Origin of the sequence: Bacillus sp. TH50 (assembly GCF_016650565.1) — a bacterium.
Taxonomy (GTDB): domain Bacteria; phylum Bacillota; class Bacilli; order Bacillales; family Bacillaceae_G; genus Bacillus_A; species Bacillus_A mycoides.
Window position 1 is genome coordinate 249,012 of the sequence record NZ_JAEKFM010000008.1, and the last position, 18,926, is coordinate 267,937.

General features: G+C 31.2%; 17 protein-coding genes and 3 pseudogenes. 8 read left to right on the forward strand and 12 right to left on the reverse strand.

The annotated features are described in order from the left end of the window. Positions 1–122 precede the first annotated feature (122 nt). The 4 genes from JFU23_RS29250 to JFU23_RS29265 all read right to left on the reverse strand — a co-directional run bounded on the left by JFU23_RS29250 (position 123) and on the right by JFU23_RS29265 (position 2,936). A complete protein-coding gene (locus JFU23_RS29250) occupies positions 123–650 on the reverse strand; it encodes a nuclear transport factor 2 family protein (RefSeq protein ID WP_201033440.1) in 528 nt (175 codons plus the stop codon). A gap of 154 nt (positions 651–804) precedes the next feature. Continuing rightward, a complete protein-coding gene (locus tag JFU23_RS29255) occupies positions 805–1,197 on the reverse strand; it encodes a nuclear transport factor 2 family protein (RefSeq protein ID WP_042889832.1) in 393 nt (130 codons plus the stop codon). Between the two features lie 4 nt (positions 1,198–1,201). After that, on the reverse strand, positions 1,202–2,023 hold the full coding sequence (locus JFU23_RS29260) for an MBL fold metallo-hydrolase (protein WP_201033441.1): 822 nt from the start codon (positions 2,021–2,023) through the stop codon (positions 1,202–1,204). A 292-nt stretch (positions 2,024–2,315) separates the two neighbouring features. Then, entirely contained in the window at positions 2,316–2,936 is a 621-nt protein-coding gene (locus JFU23_RS29265) for a DsbA family protein (RefSeq protein ID WP_201033442.1), read from the reverse strand. A 1,158-nt stretch (positions 2,937–4,094) separates the two neighbouring features. Between JFU23_RS29265 and JFU23_RS29270 the strand changes: the two genes are divergently transcribed. Beyond that, on the forward strand, positions 4,095–4,499 hold the full coding sequence (locus tag JFU23_RS29270; RefSeq protein WP_201033443.1) for a DUF3221 domain-containing protein: 405 nt from the start codon (positions 4,095–4,097) through the stop codon (positions 4,497–4,499). 148 nt (positions 4,500–4,647) lie between these two features. Here JFU23_RS29270 and JFU23_RS29275 read toward each other — a convergent pair. Both JFU23_RS29275 and JFU23_RS30770 read right to left on the reverse strand, forming a co-directional pair. Then, positions 4,648–4,901: pseudogene (locus JFU23_RS29275) on the reverse strand (hypothetical protein). A gap of 79 nt (positions 4,902–4,980) precedes the next feature. Beyond that, the gene (locus tag JFU23_RS30770) at positions 4,981–5,706 is read right to left on the reverse strand and encodes a hypothetical protein (protein ID WP_242483562.1); all 726 of its coding nucleotides are present in this window, start codon (positions 5,704–5,706) and stop codon (positions 4,981–4,983) included. Between the two features lie 681 nt (positions 5,707–6,387). Here JFU23_RS30770 and JFU23_RS30775 point away from each other — a divergent pair. After that, positions 6,388–6,685: pseudogene (locus JFU23_RS30775) on the forward strand (hypothetical protein). Positions 6,686–6,747: 62 nt separating this feature from the next. Here JFU23_RS30775 and JFU23_RS29295 read toward each other — a convergent pair. After that, positions 6,748–6,926, reverse strand: a pseudogene (locus JFU23_RS29295) (IS3 family transposase); the annotation flags it as partial. Then, complete coding sequence (locus tag JFU23_RS31295) at positions 6,926–7,081, reverse strand: hypothetical protein (RefSeq protein WP_201033445.1); 156 nt, start codon at positions 7,079–7,081, stop codon at positions 6,926–6,928. The gene JFU23_RS31295 and the pseudogene JFU23_RS29295, both read right to left, overlap by 1 nt. A gap of 469 nt (positions 7,082–7,550) precedes the next feature. Between JFU23_RS31295 and JFU23_RS29305 the strand changes: the two genes are divergently transcribed. The 3 genes from JFU23_RS29305 to JFU23_RS29315 all read left to right on the forward strand — a co-directional run bounded on the left by JFU23_RS29305 (position 7,551) and on the right by JFU23_RS29315 (position 10,384). Next, positions 7,551–8,225, forward strand: a complete 675-nt coding sequence (locus JFU23_RS29305; RefSeq protein ID WP_201033446.1) for a hypothetical protein — start codon at positions 7,551–7,553, stop codon at positions 8,223–8,225. Positions 8,226–8,684: 459 nt separating this feature from the next. Continuing rightward, positions 8,685–10,046, forward strand: coding sequence for a YncE family protein (locus JFU23_RS29310; RefSeq protein ID WP_201033447.1), 1,362 nt, complete (start codon positions 8,685–8,687; stop codon positions 10,044–10,046). A gap of 71 nt (positions 10,047–10,117) precedes the next feature. Beyond that, positions 10,118–10,384 (forward strand): hypothetical protein, encoded by a 267-nt coding sequence (locus JFU23_RS29315; protein WP_000404246.1) that lies wholly within the window; start codon positions 10,118–10,120, stop codon positions 10,382–10,384. A 269-nt stretch (positions 10,385–10,653) separates the two neighbouring features. Here JFU23_RS29315 and JFU23_RS29320 read toward each other — a convergent pair whose 3' ends face one another. Further along, entirely contained in the window at positions 10,654–10,947 is a 294-nt protein-coding gene (locus JFU23_RS29320) for an ArsR/SmtB family transcription factor (RefSeq protein WP_201033448.1), read from the reverse strand. A 300-nt stretch (positions 10,948–11,247) separates the two neighbouring features. On the opposite strand from JFU23_RS29320, the gene JFU23_RS29325 reads away from it, so the two are divergent. After that, positions 11,248–12,342, forward strand: a complete 1,095-nt coding sequence (locus JFU23_RS29325; protein ID WP_201033449.1) for a response regulator aspartate phosphatase — start codon at positions 11,248–11,250, stop codon at positions 12,340–12,342. A gap of 656 nt (positions 12,343–12,998) precedes the next feature. Then, positions 12,999–13,412 (forward strand): hypothetical protein, encoded by a 414-nt coding sequence (locus JFU23_RS29330; protein WP_137058565.1) that lies wholly within the window; start codon positions 12,999–13,001, stop codon positions 13,410–13,412. Between the two features lie 314 nt (positions 13,413–13,726). Here JFU23_RS29330 and JFU23_RS29335 read toward each other — a convergent pair whose 3' ends face one another. Next, on the reverse strand, positions 13,727–13,915 hold the full coding sequence (locus tag JFU23_RS29335) for a hypothetical protein (protein ID WP_201033450.1): 189 nt from the start codon (positions 13,913–13,915) through the stop codon (positions 13,727–13,729). Between the two features lie 101 nt (positions 13,916–14,016). Between JFU23_RS29335 and JFU23_RS29340 the strand changes: the two genes are divergently transcribed. Continuing rightward, a complete protein-coding gene (locus JFU23_RS29340) occupies positions 14,017–14,229 on the forward strand; it encodes a hypothetical protein (protein ID WP_137058563.1) in 213 nt (70 codons plus the stop codon). A 329-nt stretch (positions 14,230–14,558) separates the two neighbouring features. Here the strand turns inward: JFU23_RS29340 and JFU23_RS29345 are convergent, their stop codons facing one another. Then, the gene (locus tag JFU23_RS29345; protein ID WP_201033451.1) at positions 14,559–15,032 is read right to left on the reverse strand and encodes a hypothetical protein; all 474 of its coding nucleotides are present in this window, start codon (positions 15,030–15,032) and stop codon (positions 14,559–14,561) included. A gap of 861 nt (positions 15,033–15,893) precedes the next feature. After that, a complete protein-coding gene (locus JFU23_RS29350; RefSeq protein ID WP_201033452.1) occupies positions 15,894–18,263 on the reverse strand; it encodes a putative mucin/carbohydrate-binding domain-containing protein in 2,370 nt (789 codons plus the stop codon). Positions 18,264–18,926 lie beyond the last annotated feature (663 nt).

Consider the following 18,926-nt stretch of genomic DNA (forward strand, 5'->3'; position numbering starts at 1 on the left):
GATGTCCTAGTACCATATCTACTAGGACACCCCTTCATTTTAATCATATATACATAACTTCTCTAAATTTCTAAATTCTATACATCTCTATCAATTAAATAATAATTAGATATATCTCCTATCTAAAACATAGTATTATTATTAGCTGTTTCATTTGGAATCTCTTGAATTACATCCCAGTGTTCGACAATCTTACCATCCTTTATACGAAATATATCCACTATAGCAACTCCCTTATCTTGAGAGTTAGCACGAGAATGTACATGAAGAGCAACTGTATCTCCTTCAGCTACTACACGTTTAATTTCTGCAGAGGAGTTAGGGTTTTTAACAAAATCCTCCTTAAAGAAATCCATGAAAGCTTTTCGTCCATCAGCCACAAAAGGATTATGTTGCTTATAACCTTCACTTACATATTTAGGGATGATATCGATATTATATTTGTTAAAAACTTCATTATAGAAATCAACTACCATCTTTTTATTCTTTTCTTTTTCTGCCACATCATCTTTCGATACTGGTGCAACATTCTCGCTCTTTATTGAGTTACCTTTGGCATTACCAGTGAAGGATTGAAATGTCAAAGTCGACACAATTCCTAAAATAAACACAGAAATAATTATTATTATTAAATTTTTCTCTAATTTCATATATATCTACCTCTTTTAATTTTATAATTCACCTTCGATAACACGCTTAATAAAGGAAAAATCTTTCCCAGAATGTGATGTAAGAAATATTGTTAGGAAAATCCATCTATCCTAACAATACTCCTTATACGAGGCATATTTGAAACTGGTAACTCTAACTTAATACCTCATTAACAGTTGCACTGTCCACAATTTGAATAAACTTCTTAACCTTATCGTTCTCATCAAACTCATAAAGATGACAAAAATCTGCTATGAATGATTTCCCTGTTACTTTATATGTTCCACTATATTTTCCATACACGATAACAGTATTGTTATTAAAAGCATAAATTTCATCTTTAGCGCTATAGTTATCCCATTCAGTACCAAGACGTTCATGTACATTTTTCACTACTTCATCAGGACCTATATAAGTGCCCGCATATGGAAACCCAGCAGCTTCTGTCCAAGATACATTTTCACTTAAATATGTTTTGAAAGCATCCATTTTTCCCTCGCCAGTTAACACATACGTTTCATGTAATAGTTTTTGATATTTATTCATAGCATTAACCCCAAGGCATTTCTTTTGTTACAACTTTTGCACTTAATTCTAATACACCTTTATTTGCATAGCCTGGATATGCTGCATCAAGTTTCGCTACAAAATCTTTTGAAGTTTTACTTTCCTCAGAAGCTTGAATCGCAGTTCTTAGATAATCCATTGTCGCAGTAAGGGATTGATTATTTAAGGATTTTTCGATTGATCCATGGCTAGGTACAATTATGTCAGCATTTAATGCTTGTAATACTTTCAAGTTCTCAATCCATGCCTCCATAGTCGCTTTTGAGCTAGTATCCGCTAAGAATACATGTATTTCGTTAAATACATCAATACCACCAATTAATAATTTTAGCTCTTTATTAAATAGGTTAGTTCTGTAATGATCTAAGCCTACTAGTTCAAATGTTAACCCCTGAAAATCAATCTTTTTTTCTTTAAACACTTGAGGTAATACCACGTTACTTGGTGCATTTTCTCCAAGGGTGTCTTTCCAAACTTTTAATTTCCCTAAGACAGAATGAACGATATGTTCAACAGTAGACTCTGTAGCATATGCTATAGCTTCTGGGTCAGCAGCTTTAATACTTTCTAATCCAAAGTAGTAATCAGGATCTCCATGAATAATAAAGATTTTATCTAAAGATAAGTCGTTTTTTTTCAAATACTCTACAATTTCTTTCGAATCAGACTGAGTAAATTTTGAGTTTATTAAAAATGCATGTCCCGCTTTCTCAACTAAGGTTGCAGTGACCATAAAACTTTTTTCGTCTGAACTAAACACCGTCAATTTCACATCTTTTTGATTTGTATCGATTGTCTTAAACATAGAATGTTATTCTCCTTTTGTTAAAGTTATTAATTAGTTAACATATTTTTATCTTGTTCCGCCAGAAGCTCCCTCTTCAATTTACCTGAAAGTGTGATAACACCAGCAAATAGGAGAGAGATGAATGTCCGTTGGCGTAAGCTAACATGTTTGCTACTATGGCCTATAATAAAATTAAAATTGGACTCTTTAAAAAACAAATTGAAACCAACTGTTATAAAAAGGTTTAAGCCCATTTACTTCAAGTCTTTTTTAAAACGTTAAAATGCAATATACTGTAGCTTAAGATTCATTAATATAAACTTTTAAAACGCGCTTCGATTTTATCTGGTGTCATCACCCCACCACCAATAGGAATAATTTGATTATCCTTTTGTAAAAGTAATGAAGGATAACTATTAACACCAAGCTGTCGAACTTTATTGAAATCGTTTTGGACATCTATTAGTGTTTCTTGAGCGTTTAAACGCTCTAGCACTTGTTCAGGGTCCAAACCATGCTCAATTGCGATCTTACGATATGTTTCAGGATTACTTAGACTTTGTCCCTCAAAATAAAACGCTTTTTGCATAGCCGAAGTGAATTCTAACAAACGGTCTGGCGCTAATGAGCGTAATGCCGAAAAACCAATTGCAGCATCTTTCGAATTCATTTTAAAAGTACCTTCTTCCACCAATTTTTGATATGAAGGCCCGAATTCTGCACCTGTAAGTTGATTAATTCTTTTATTTCCCTCTTCTATATATGAGAAGTTTTTCATTGATAAATTATCTGAAAATAACCCTCCACATAAAACCGTTAATGGCACTTCAGTGTGGTTTTTGTAAAATTCTTTAATACTTTCTGAAAAGCCATAGCACCATCCACAATATGCGTCCCATACGTAAATAAGGTTATCTTGTTTCGTCTCCATTTAAATCTCCTACCTTTATTTTTATTATCCAGCTCAGCTAACTTTTTGGTTTATATAAGTACATCTTTTTTACCTTGTTCTTTTGGAGATACCTTACTATATTCCCCAAAAACTAATATTTCCAAAGAAAGATTAACCAAGGTTTTTAACAAAAGATAACATTGCACATTATTGCCCCGTATCAGAAAATACTAAATTTGGGATTATGCATTAATTTGAATGCGTTAGTAACTTTCTACACCGGGTGGCAACGTGTGGACCACCATCCTTAATTAAATATATAAATGATATTTTTTAAGCAGACATTAGTTGTAACTTTATTGATTACACCTTCATGTAACCATTCTAGTTACAACTAATGTAGAAGTCAATTCTTTTTTCCAAAAACATTAAATTTCTACCCTAACGTTTCCAGAATTCTAGCATTAAAAACTTTCTTCTTGTTCTTAAATCTTTCAAAAAACTTAGTAAAGCCCTTAAAAAATATATGCTACTGAGTTGATAAGAAGCTATGTTATCCATTACCCCTGTATTTTCTACAGGGTCTTTATTGATTAGTTTTATTTTTAAATCGTTTATAACCAACAATAAATTCCCCAAAAAAAGTTTTTGTTACATTCTTTTAAGTATTCCATGCCGAACCAGATAGTTAACAACATAAAAATAGTGTTAACTATCTTAATTGAATATTAGTAATAGTAAGTCTAAATGTTATCAATTTACTATATCTTACATATGTGTAAAAATAATAACATGACAAGCTTTTTCAAAATCTTTCACCTAATAAAGATTTGAAATTAGCATTTCATTACTCTCCTTACTGTTAATATGCCTAGAAAAAGAGCCCTATAGGGTTCTTTTTCTGTTCATTACATAAAATCCCATATTAATAAAAAAAGAAGAGGGATTTCCTCCCTCTTCACCAATAAAATCGAACATATTTACAATTAAGGAAGAGCATACATTCATCAAGAGATGAAAGGAACAATAATAGTTCACCTAGTGAATTATAACACGAATCCACTCCCATTAATAGATAATATTAACATTTATAGGATATTTGTGACAGAATTGTTAAACATCATAATATTAAAAGGCTTTATATGTATATAACTAGAAAGTGAATAGTGTAAGGATAAAATATAAAGGGGATATATAATGTTTACAAAAAAACAAAAATTAGTAACAACCGTAACAGCTTTAACATTAGGATGTGGATTCACTTTCGGATTAACACCAGCCTTTGCAAATTCAAATAATTCTTCTGGAAGCGCTACACCTGTTCATTCTATTCAAAACCAAGAGCAAGAACCTTTTACTGGATATGTTATCTCGGTAGACAACAATTATTTAGTAGTTGCAGCTACTTCTACAAAAGATGAAGCACTTGCTTATCAAACTGATTGGTGGGAACTAGTTTCCCAGAATAAGATTCTAAGAGTTCCTGTTTCCAATGGAGAAGATTACACTTTAGGTGAAAAGTTAAACATATATGCAGCTGCATGGACTAAATCTCTACCACCAATTGCTGTTATGCCTACAATTGAAAAAGTAGCTCAGTAGATCATGTTTAAAATAAGCAGGGCATCATTCTTATTAGAACGATGCCCTTTATTTCACCAACGTTTCCCCTTTTTAATAACGCAGTCTATTGTTAAATAAGAAAATGATTGCAGCAAGTATATCCTACAACCTTCATTTAACAATTGATTTACTCTTTATAAAATAATACTGAATATGACAATAAAAAACTCCGATTCCAAATAAAATACCCCCTGATATTTGGAAAACATTCATATAATTATTTAGCATAATATTATATGTCGATGCATCTACATCACCACCTACACTTTGCACCCAAGAATGAGTAAGATTATTCGCAAAGTCCAAGCTTTTCACAAGAAGTACAATGCCGATCAATATGATAAATGTTAAAACAACATTACGTACTTTTATATTTTTCAAACAATTCACCCCTTTTCTACCATATTATCAAACTATGAAAAAAGAATCCTTAATTCTAAGGATTCTTTTTTTTACTAAATTAACGATATGTCACGAAACATATTCCAACAGGTCTTAATGCGGTCCCGTTTCCAACTTTTTTATCACCAAACCATCCAGACTCCCATACATCAAAACGATATCCTGTATATTCTGCATAAGCTCTAATCTCAGCATATCTTCCATTTGTATCAATTGTATTACTTTGAGTTACAGAATACTCAGCTGACACATTAAACCCAACTCCTGCCGAAACCACACTAGCACTTACACCTACACTTGCATTCCATGAAGCCGCAATTTTTGAAGAAAAACTTAATGTTAAAGAACCAGAATTACCACTTACCTTTTTTAATACAGAACTTCCACAAGCTGAAGTAGCTGTTTTATTTTTAAGATAGTATGAAGCTGGTGCTAAACTTTGTGAGGAATCGCTTTGATTATTTTCGTTTGATAAAGACCTTACAAAAGTAAGTTCAGATGGCAAAAGATTTGACGGCTTTTCAAAATTATTTTCTTCTACAAATTTTTTGACAAGGTCTGGATTTGTAATTTTAATAGTTTCGGTATTATTCTCCAACGATACAGTTCTCTCAAGCTCTTCAACAGAAACACTGTCCAATAGCTTATCACAACTATTAAAATTAGTAGTTTCTAATAAATCTGAAGAACTATCTGCAAAACTTACTGAAGATGTCTGTAAAATAAAAATGAAACATACTAACAGCGGCACAAACTTAAAAAGAAAACCCCTATTTTTCTTCACAAAACCACCCCTTCTGTAAAATTTTAACACATATTAAACATATCCTTAATGGATATATTTGTAAATTGATTTGTTTTTATAAAATTTTTACAGAATATTCAAAAATAACAGAATAAAACTTATAATTTATTTGAATAGATTTTCAATACTATAATTGAATAGTACCCCAAAATCCTCTAAAACTGAGCAGTTAGTTCATTCTAACTGCTCTTTTTACTTTGCCAGCCACTGAACCTATAATGAAGTGAGATTTTAACTTATGAATAATTTGTGGAATCTTTTCCAATAATACAAATAGATTGGTAACAGCCAATCTGTATCCATAATGAATCTCTGATTTTCTTGAATTCTCCCTGAGGCAAGGTAGCTATTTTTTAGCTACCTTCTTGTATGAACTGCAAATATATGCACATACTATTATCGGAATGCTTGAATCATTGTCATTGAAAATGTTCAGCACTTCCGCTCCTTAAGAGAACAGTCCACGCAACTGTTCTCTTTTTTATTTTCATTTTCTATAAATATCAAATGAAAAAGCATAATTAACGCCTCAACGATCAATAGCATTGCAACATTCTCAACGTTCCCTCAATAATTTCTCAATATTTTTCATGGACAATAGCACACTTTCTCAGCAGTTTTAATATCTTAATATTAAATACTGCAAGGAGGTGCTGAAAAATGACTTGGTTTATTATCTTAGGATTTTTGCTTATTTTAATTATAAGCGGTTTTCATGCACATAGTATTCATATCATTTTCAAAATAGGTTCAGATACAAAAGCTGTGCCAAGTTGGTCTTTCGTTAATAGAATAAACTTCCAAACATTTAAAGAATTAATAAAAAGACCGAATAAGTGATAAACTCAAAAACCTTACAATAGGAGAACTTGTTATTCCTTTAAGTTTCTTTAACAGATTATTTAGCAAAACATTAATTTTTCTATTCCTATTCTTTTATTCCCAGTACTTAAACTAAACGCAATATGAGATGAGTTAAAGGATAAAAGTTGCTAAGCGTAGCAAACAACCGACCACCTATTATGAACTGGTACCAAAATTTAGATAAAAAATTAAGCGGCTATTTAAATGTGAGTCCGGGTATTGTACTGGACTCATTCCTTTTAACCTCGCTTTAATTCTTTTGTAATTATAAAAATCTATATAGTTATCTGATTCCAGCTTATAATGTTCCATACTTCGAATTCTCTAAAATAAATTACTTACACTTAGACGTGTTCTGTAATTTCTTCTCTTTTTGAACTAAGGCCTTTAACTTTTTTAAATAATCTATTTCCATACGTAAACGTTCATTTTCTTCTTGTAATGCCTCTACTTCAATATTTAACTTTGATTTTGTATTTATATTTTCCATAGCTGGACCTCCCTTCTTCTCTTCATATAGGAAATCCACGCCTTTTAAATCAAATATTTCCTTCCACCTACGAACCAATAAACTCCTTAACAAAAACTGTTTATTTATTTCATTTATCGTTATTCTATATCTAAAAATTTCAGATATATTCTTTGAAAAATCCTCTCTGTATTCATTCCATATTTATCTCTCGCAAATAAATCGTAGTACATATTATATCCAACACATTTATAGGTCTTAATAGTATTTTTAACAAAATCTTCTTGAATTTAAATAGACATGCCACTTTAAACTGTCAACTCCATCTATATTGATAAATATGAAACACCTAATATATTTGACATTTCAATGACTTATAACAGGAAAATATATACATTCAATAAAACCTGATGTATCTTTGCTTTGTAAGTCATAGTTAGTTGGCCAACTTTCAATGCAATTTAACAATAAAAAGTAAGGAGGACCTAAAATGAATCAAGCATTAAAGAAAAGTAAGAAAAAAATGATGTATCTAGTTGGTTCACTTCTAATTTCTCTATCAATGTTTTCAACTACAAGCTTTGCAGCTACAGAAGGTGCTGTAAAAAGTGTTACAAATAGTAATTATACCGGGATTGCAGCAGATATAAATCTACCAAAGTCAGTTGTTGTTAAGGATGGATATGTAAATTGGTATTTAGGTATTGGAGCATCTAAAGTTGAAGGTGGTATTTCAAAAACACCAAGTGGGTATAAAGTATTTCTTAATTCAGGATATAATGAATCCGGTCAAAACAGTAAGTATTGGAATACACAGTATGATACATCAATTAAAGATGGTAATCGAGTAAATCTTAAGTTAGTTAATAACGGAAATGGTACGGTTACTATGTATGTAAATGGAAGCCCTAGATACGCAAATCAGCCTGTATATGGTACATTTTCTCAATATGAACCAGTAAAAATGGTTCAGGGTGTTGAAGATACTGGGCGTAATTCTTTTAGCCAAGCTAGCTTTTCAAACGTCCTTCTAAGAGCAGATACATCTGGATCTACCTATAAAAATTGGAGCAGTTCAATTTCTTCTTCATTTTCCAGACACGGTACTTATGGTAACAATTTCACAATTTATTCACAAGTACCATTAAGCGCAAGTTTACGTTAAGGATGCTATTTGCATAATAATGTTTTTAAGAAAAAAGTATCTGTACTTTTGTGCAGCTACTTTTTATATGCAATAAATCAGGAATAGATATTCGAGCTGCAATATATGCCCCTTTTATACTCTGGCTTCCTCGAATTTAATAGCACTTTATCGCATGCCCTATCATTAGACTTAACGTATCGAGATTAACCTTCTATTTACTTCAATATGTTTTACCATTATTGGATTATACCTTCTAACGATTAAAATAACCACAATATGTACAAGCATTAGGAAATAAGAATCATAATATAGAGCATTGCCACCTAATTGTATGTTGTATCAAAGAAGACAAGCCTTTCAAACATGATTATCTCTTTAAAAGGCATAGGTTCTAAAAATTTTTTTTAATACAGTATGTAATCAACTTTATAGACTCCATGAAAAAACACATAATTTTTGATAAAGGAAGTGAAGCCCATGTTATCTTGCCAAGGTACGTGCAATCAACATGTAGATTTTGAGGTTTTAATTACAGCTCCTGAAGGATATATAATTAATAATACGAATTACACCGGTGCCGTTACATGGAATACAGATCGATTAAAATGTGCATTTGAACCATGTACGCTGCAAACACCAAACCCTTGCCTTCTACAAACCGATTTACCTGATGGTTCCTATCCAGTACACAGTGTTCGCATATATGGCGTACTTTCTATGCTTGTTAGTATTTCTCCTGTTCAAAATCAATATGGGCAAGGAGATGCAGCCTTTTCTATGTGGCATAAATTCTCCATCAATCAGATTGTTTATTATACAACTGATCCGAATTGCTGCTTTGATTTTAGTAGCTTTAAACTTAAGAGTTTAAAAGTCACGCCACAAGATGAAAATACATTTATCTTAAATGGCACCCTTTCTGTTTTACCAGTGCTACCAAATCCTCCTGTTTATGCTTTTACAGCAAATCAAGATGATAATACTCTTTCAGTAATTAATACAGCAACACAGACTATTCAGCATGTCATTAACCTTCCCTATCAGCCAATTAAGGTTGCTGTTAACCCCAACAAAACGTACACTTTAGTTTTACACTCCAATGATAATAGTGTCTCTACGATTAAAAATGAAACACTTACCATTACCTCTACTTTCTCAATAAACAAACCGATCGATATTGGATTTTCTCCGGATAGTCAGTTTGCGTATATACTAAATATTTCAACTGACTCAATGGATATTACTACACTTAATCTTCTAACTCAAACCATCTCTAATACTATCTCACTTGGGGGATTTGGATTTTCAAGTATAGCAATTGATCCGAATGGACAATACGCCTACATCGTAAATTATACGACTTGGAGTATTGTTAAAGTGGCTCTAAATACAGGAGAAATTGTAGTAGATCTTCCTACTTCAAACGATTATCCATACATCATAGAAACCAGTTTACTTGACGGATTCGCTTATGTTACAGAAGAGTTGGTAGCGTCTGGGACCATTTTTACAATTATTGACTTGTCCACCTTCCAAGAGATTGGGTTTATTCTTACCGGAGCGTATTACAACTCGTTCCTTGCTCTTTCACCTAATCAGCCTGTAGCTTTGTTAGGAGAAGAAACAACCGATGAAATCAATATTATTGATACAGTACAAGGACAATCCACAGGAACTATTTTCATAAATGATCCAGCAGACGCTGCATTTACACCTGATGGGCAATTTATCTATATTGCTCAGCCGGAACAAAATACAGTTACAATTCTTAACTCCGTTGACTATACCGTAAATACAGTAGTAACAGTAGGAGCATCACCTATAAGCATTGCAATATAAAAACCCCACCAAATCACTAAAGGAATCTCCTTTCCCCTATCGAATTATTCTAGAGGAAAGGAGATGTACGCATGGAAATCCTAGGACTAGATACCCGCGCATTAGCGACGTTAGGTGCACTTGAATACACAAATCGTCGCAATAAATTAATAGACGACTCAGAGAATAGCATATATGAGTGTAAAGAAATGAAAGAAATACTTCAATCACTTCCTAAAGAGAAGCGGATTGAGGTTCTTGAGAATCAAGCATACTTTGAAGCAGTGGCAAAGATGATTGAACAAAACAATTTAATTCTTTTAGAACAGATGAAAGCTTTACAACTAATTCAGAAATAATAAACTAATGATTAATTAATTTTACATATATTCCTATAATAAATGTACCTTTATCTATACAACCAGCCCCTGCTTTTCAGGGGCTTTTGATAAGTTCTATTGAAAATAAATAAGTAAACCTTATTTCATTACAATTCTTTGAAATGTACAGAAATTATATGAGCAATATTTTCTTATCTACACAGTAATTCTTACAAAATGAAATTATTATATATAAATAAAAAAAGTCCCTTACTTTATAAAAGGAACTTTTTTTGCATATTATTAACCTACAAACCTAAAATTTCTACAATCTGACGAGCTTTAGCATTTCCAATATAATAATATACTTCTAATCCTCTTCTTTCTGTATAGAGTACAGTTCTTCTCAATTTTGATAAATGTTGTGAAACAGTGGATTGAGGGAGCCTTAATATTTCCGTTAACTGTGTAACATTGTATTTTTTATGATGCATTAATTCATTTACAATTTGTAATCTTACTGGATGAGCCATAACCTTTAACAAATCTACATTCTCTTCCGAAATTTCTTTTATATCCCAATCGTTTTTTAATGCTATCATTTCACATTCCCCTTTATTATCTATTTCTATTTTCCTATTATCCTTATACATAGTACTTATAGATGAATACCTTTTATCCTGTTGAGAAAATATTTCTTATCTGCTTTGTAGCCTAAATAAGAGATTATTTTTACAAAAATAACAATAATAAATACTATTTAAATCAAAATTAATCCAAATTTAATTAATGGAATATTCCGTCTTATATTGAAAAATGCTGTTTGATAGATTTTAATAGAGTAAAACTCTGCTATGATACTAATTACTGTATAGTATCTATGGAGAGGATGAGACTGAACAATGAATGTTCAAATAAAGGGGAACGAACAAATAACGCATTTATTAAATGAATGGTATCAAGAAATTAGAGCTAGGCATGTAGACGCCGCTCACTTACTTAAGCAAGAAATTGAAAACAAAATCCACGATATAGAAGAAAATCAAACCATACTATTATACTACTCACTTCTAGATTTTAGACACCAATATCTAATTGATAGTTTGAGTATTTCTAAAGATAGTTTTAAAGAAAGTGATGCTTACGAGACTCCTACGGATGACTTCCTTTCATACTATTATCACTTCTTTAAAGCAATCCATTCAAATGTTATGGGTAATCATAGTCTTGCAAGAATACATTTTGATAAAGCTGAAAGTTTATTATCGACAATACCTGACGAAATTGAATACGCTGAATTTCATTATGAATTGGCTGTTTTCTACTGCCATACACATAAATCGATCCTATGTATTAATCATGTTATGAAAGCTAAAGATATTTTTTTAAAACACATGGGATATGAATTAAAAGTTGCCTTTTGCAATAACTTATACGGGCTGGCATGTACTCATTTAAGGGAGTGGGAATTAGCAGAGGAACATTATATTTCAGCGATGGATACATTCCAGAAAGAAAATTTAGAATACAATATTTTAATTGTCCGTCATAACCTAGGATTTATGTATGCTACACAAAACCTCTCTGAGTTAGCATTACGATATTTATCTGAGGTTAATCAAAAGCTAGCCAGTGATTATAAAGCTTTATTTATTGAGGCAAGAGAACATTATAAATTAGGAGAAAATCAAATAGCTCAAGAGCTAATCGAAAAAGGGCTACAACTTTCCACTCAGTTAGGTATTGAAAGTTATATACATCACTTTAATATTTTGAAAAAAATGAACCTAAATAGTTGTGCAATTGATGTAGAAAAAGCTATTTTAGAAGGAATTTCCTATTTTGAACGCGAAGAACTATATGAATATATAAATGAATATACTGAAAAATTAGCAACCCAATTTTACAAAGAAAATAATCATGTAAAAGCAAGCTATTACTTTTATGAAGCTAGCAAAGCCAGTGAAAAAAACTATAAAAAAGGAGCATTAAAATGAGAAAATTAGCGGTTAGCTTACTTGGTATCTTAATTGTTGTCACAGTAACTTTTGGATCGAGTTCTTCAACAGGTACTCAAAGTACGGTAAATATTATCAAATATTCACATGGACATACTGGATAATAAAAGGAAGGATTACACCTTCCTTTTTCTTATATTTTCCCCTTAAAAATCTATTAAAAACTACTCATCTTTTAATGTCCTTACGTAAAAAACATGCTTCTCAAAAAACACCATGAGATTCATCAAGATACATATACATGCCTTCTTCTATTTTCTCTTCTTAAAGTGCCATTTATTCGTATTAGTCCCTATTCATTTAATTTGGTTTTACCTTAAAAGCTGCCTTTATTACGCCTCATCTAAGGCTTTTTCTCTCACCTATCTTACATTGTTATTAAATTTCAACTATGCATTTTGCCATAAGGAGCAAAAATTAACTACATTCCTACGGAGAACCTTAAAAATATGTACTTCCTCTTTTAAGAATAATTCAAAATTTAAATTGATTGGCCTTTTGCTGTACTTCATGTATGCAAAATTGCATAGTATTTCGTATTGATAATAATTATCGTTGTAACTATAATGGTTTCAGTAGGTGATATTTTCATTTACCTTTCAAATTTCAAAAATATTAAAGGAGGATTTAACGTTATGAAAAAAGTCATTTTAGCAGGCGCATTAGGAATTGCAGTACTTTCAGGTATGAATTTTCCAGGGGTAGAAGCAACAAAAGCGAGTGCAGCATCTACGAATTTAGAAATTCAAGAGATTACAAAATATTACTCTATGAGTTCTTATGAAGTGTCTCAAAAGGAATCTTTTAATCTTAAAAAGGGTGAAGAACTTACTGTCTTTGTAACAAATTCAGGATTCCCAATCTCTTATACAGTCTTTGACGCAGATAACCAAGTAATTGGCACATACAATGCTAATTCGCCATATGGCCGCATATTTACAGCACAAAAAGATGGTAATATTTCAGTACAATTCCAAGCAGGTGCAAATTCTTCGTTCATGAAAAAAATGAATTTTACAGCTAAATTTGCTCTTTCTAAATTAAATTAATTGTAATAACTTGTTTATGCTCTATAAAAAATAAAATAAAAAGGCTTATTCCATTAATAGAATAAGCCTTTTTCCATTATCCTCCTATATTTCTTTTAATATTTTTCTTCTCCATAAGTTCTTAAAACATAATTAAAATCACCCTCAGGATGATTACGTTCCACCGCTTGTACTTTTATATAATAAGTTAACCCCGTTTTTACTTTGTAATCAATATTCTCAGAGATATTAGTAGCATTCGCTGATCGATTTAGTTCATTTCCATCATTATCTAGTAAATATGCTACATTTGTACGTTTAGGTGTACATTCAAATTAGTCTACTCCTTCTTTGTCAATTAAATTATGGTTTCCATATACAACGCTATTCACTCCAAATTCATCTGCATTATATGATGCATTATTAGGCTCTTTGTCTCTATACCCTATTAATTTTTCTTTAGCAAGCAATGTCGGAGAAAGAACCTCATTAGTACTCGCTGATACGTTTCCCCTTCGTTCCATCTATTTTTTTCAATAATGATATTATAGGATATGTAATATCAATCTTTATACATGTGATAATTTGTTTATGAAAATAATATATACTAATAAGGATGATTTATATGATAAATTTTCGAAAGAAGATGATAAAATCTTTACAAACATTTTGGGGATGCTTAGCATTCGGTGTATTGACGTTTGCTATCTTCTTAATTATAGGCTTAACAGATACACCTTTTAATACCTTAGGTTGGAGAGACTGGTTAGGTTCTGTAGTTGGTGCAGCCATTATATCAGCTGGAATGTTTACTTTAAAGAAATTGAATTTAAAATAAATATTCCGTCAATACTCTATACAATCTCATTTCCATGATTGGAGCAGTTAGCTTTTGCTAGCTGTTCTTTTTTATGAAGCGAACCTACAAGCAATAAAAAAAAGAAATCTTTTATAGATTCCTTTTTTGTCTTACACTCTTTTTCAAATAGTGCATCTTTGCACCTACATTTATCATACCTTATAATTCTTATAAGGTAAATAAGATTAATCAACTTTGGTAACATCTTTTTATAAAAGGAACATTTACTACTAAGATCAATCCAGCATTTTATAAAATCGATAGCTTCACTATCAATACTACACTTTAAATTCCTGCCAATTACATTATTATTGTGCTAATAATGTAATTGGCGCAGTGTAAACTGTGTCAGTTTTCCCATCAGCATGTGTTACTTCAATTTTCATGCGATATGTTCCTGCCTCATTCAAATTACCTGCGCTGTTACCGTCAAAAGTCCAAACATTGAAATCTTCATTTGTTCCAGCAGGCAACATTGATTGATAATTGAAGTCAGTTTCAACATAACCCCAGCCAGTAGCATATTGTTTTTCTACAGTTGCTTTGTATGTTACATCATATGTGTTATCATTTGTTGCTCGTAGGATAATATTTTGTCCCATTCTGTATTCCGTATCTGAAAGTTGAATTGTAAAATCGTTCAATGTTTCTTTAGGACCACAAATATATCGGCAAAATTCGCTCGCTCCCTCTGCTTGAGCTTTAGGTGTTTCCACGTTCATTACTGTTAATCCACCAAGAGCTAAAGTTCCTGTTAACAATATTTCCCCAAATGTTTTCATTTAAAATTCCTCCTATTAATCATTAAATATTCGCCGTTAATTTTTAAAACATTTTCATAATTTTCTTTTGTGTAATTAGTGGTAAATATTCACTTCCACATACTACTTTGGTTTGTAGTGTTTTGTAACGTGATAATAAAACTTGAATTACTCTCGACTTAACGTTCTGTCGGAGAAAGATAAAAAATCTTTACTTGTGTTACTTTCAGATTTAAGTAATTTATCGAGCAGTTTACTGACATGTTCAGGTCATAGATCTTTTTTTATGTATATAAAGATTGTCATGCAGGGTTGAATTCTACTTATTCTTAAGGTAGTAGTAAGAAGTCAAATAGACATTAGTGTGCTTGCCCTTTTATTATCAAGCCCTGTATCAAATGAATCTTCTTCCAAATCTATAAAATTTCTGTTTCTAGCAATATTAAAAATCCCAACTAACATACTGGCTGAAAATTAATTTTCTACACAGTTTAAAAATAAAAATGTATCTTTATTTTTAGAATAATTCCTTTGCTCTCATGTAATAACATTTAATTTATTCTATTTTATGGAATATCCAGTTTGTTATTGTAAAATCCTAAATATTAATACTACAATGTAAGTTTTTTACAAAAATATGATATTTTAGCAAAAAGCAAACATTTTAAATGTTGATATTGATACTATTTAGCATTTTAAAATACCTTCCACTCAATATCTTAAAGAACTACTTAAAATGAGAAACTTCACTATTAAGGAATAATATAGTTCATAAGAAGAAGGCACCTAAAAGGTGCCTTCTTCTTATGAGATAAAAATTATTTAGCTAGTTATGAAATAATTATTCTCTCAAATAGACTATATTTATATCAGACGATATCATCAACTTATTGAAATTGTTTTCCATAAGGATAACGAGAATAGCCAATTCGAATCTCCATTTCCTTGGTAACTTTGAACAGCTTCATAGATTTTCCCTTGATACTCTACTCTATCCCCTTTTGTATATGCTTTCCTCGGATCCCATTTTTCATAAGAGGTATTTTGCTCTTTTGTTTTTATACTAAGAACACTACTTTGAATAGACTGATTTCCAGCTGCATCTATAGCCTTCACAGTATATTTGTATTCTATGTTAGCAGTCAGTTTACTATCAGTAAATGTGGTTCCCTGTACCGTTTGAATGAATTTCCCGTCACGTAATACTTGATATTCTTTCACACCTACGTTATCTGTTGATGAATTCCATTTTAACTCTACACTATTTGCAGTGATGTTGGTTGCTTGTAATCCTTGAGGCTGTGTAGGAGCTTCTATATCTGGGTTAGGGTTACTAATTTGATCAACTATCTTAAGACCATTAACTGTAACTTGATACACTATCTTCTTACCAAAGCTCTCTTGTATATTTTTATCCACATTTATTAGAGTCGCACGGTTTCCACCCTCTAAATGTGTAAATTCAATATAGTCTCCGACTTTCACCTGAATTTTTTGTGTTTCAGCATTTTGTTGCCTGTTTCCATAAATATCTTTATTATATACCACTTTTCCAGATGGATTTTGGACTTTCACACTCGCATATGTACTATCAAAGTAATGATGTGGTACACCTGCTTTTAATTGAATTTGCATTTCTTCTTTTGTCTTATTAAAATCTAATTTTGCAAATTCAAAATCTCCTATTCCTTTCATTGACCATACAAATTGGTTTCCCTCTAAAACATTAGCATTATTCGATATATCTGGGCTATATCCCAAATTTGACAAGATTGACTTTAAATCTGGCAAAACACCAATTTTATCTGTTAACGGATTTTGAGATTTGGTACCTGTATTTGGATTACTAAGTATAGTTCTTAATTCAGCTGGTTTATATGGACGACCTAAATGTTCTTTAGCCACACCTTGTATTGAAGTCGCTGCTCCGGCAATAATTGGAGAAGCACTAGATGTACCACTAAAGCCAGTTGTATAGAGATTTTTAGTAATCCTATTAGGCTCAGCACGAGTTGTATCTACGTTTTCTCCCCAACCATAAACATCAATTCTACTACCATAATTTGAAAACCATAAACGTTTATGAGGAACAGTTGACGATGCGGCTCCAATCATTATAGCTCCTGAATCTTTAAAGTCCGGACTATTGCGATTTAATACCTGTTTTCCATTCCGATCTCTAAATTGATCAAGGTCATTAGAACCATTTGCCCCGGCTTCTATCACAATAATTCCTTTATCCGTTCCAGCTCGTATTGCATCAAAGATAGCTGGCTGTACTTCAACAGGTAAATATTTATCTCCATATCCATCATAAGAAGCTTGTGCCTCTAATAATAAAATATCCCCAGCTTGTAAATTATGTACAGCATTTATTATCGCATCAGCCGTATTATATGACCCATCACCTCTTATTTGGGATACTACTTTAACCTTAGCCTTCGGTGCAATTCCTATGTTACCAACCTTATTATCTTCAGCAGAAACAATTCCAAGGACAGAGGTTCCATGACCAACGTGTTGATCTATATTTCTACCAGATATAAGCTCAATTTTTTGATTTACTAAATCTTCATGGTCTAATAACCACCCATACTCCATATCTACAAAAGTAGTTCCTTTTCCATCTCCACCTTTAATGCTCCATGCATAAGATGCATTAATCCCATATGGTGCTTCCTTAAGATATCCCTGGTTTAAAAATCTTGGATCGTCGTAAGGGTTAAGCGATACAGTAGGTAATTGTATTTCTGGTAAAAGAGTTGGTTTTTCTTGCATATATACTTCTTCAACAAGATGAGATTTCTTAAACTTGTCCATCAATGTTTCAGCTGTTACTTTATTAGGCACTTCTACAATATAATAATCTAGTAAATTAGAAGATGATTTTTTTTCAGTTTCCCTCGTATCTTTATCAATATTTTCAATCTCTTTCGGATTCACAGATGTAAATAAACGCTTTAATGTTAGCTGTGGAAATTCAGAGAAAACTTTTTCTAATTCCGGATCGCTACCTTCGTTTTTTATTTGTGCTTCAAGTCCATCCGTATACGGGAAATTCACTTCACTTTTAAACTTTAAAATAATTTGATCTCCTTCTTTAATATCTCCCTCATATTGACTTGTATTTTTTACAGAATCTTTCGAATCTGCATACACTACATTGGGATTTTCATGAAATTTAATGAACTCTAATCCTGTAAAAGCTGTAAGTGCAATCGTAGAAACAAATATCCTTTTTATAAATTTCATAATGAATACTCCTATCTTTATTTTTATATATAATAATTTACAGATTATTTAGGGTTATACTTTGAATAAATAACTCAACAACACTTGTGTGTATACATGAAGTATTTTAAAAGATCATTTATTATACACTCAACTGTTTATCTTTTATATACAAATGAACTGTTAACGCCTATGCCCTTCTTTTCAAACAACACAACAAATGTCCTCTTTATATAAAAAATAAATGAAAATTATTTGAAATACGTCAAAAATATTGAAAATCCACTTATAAACAACCGAACAATTTTATTATATTATTTTCATCTAATTAGGCACAGAAACAGTTTAAAAAATCTTACTACTTTTTAGGAAAAACGTTTTTAGGGTACATTTTAAAATAGCTCTTTTTCTTTGAAATGTTTCTGTGCTTAATATTTAAAATATCTTATGTCAAAATTCCCTGCAACAAATATGTTAAATGATTTATAATTATATATAATATGGAATATTATAGTTAAATATCCCATATTATACTCTATTAAATATAGCGTATTTAATTTATTATTAATCAATTTATTAGTCTAAGTATGAATTATTAAGTATGTTCGTTTAAAATTGTCACAATATAATTTTATATTCGACTTTTTTAATTACTCGTGAAACATTTGCAAATGTGTTAACCAT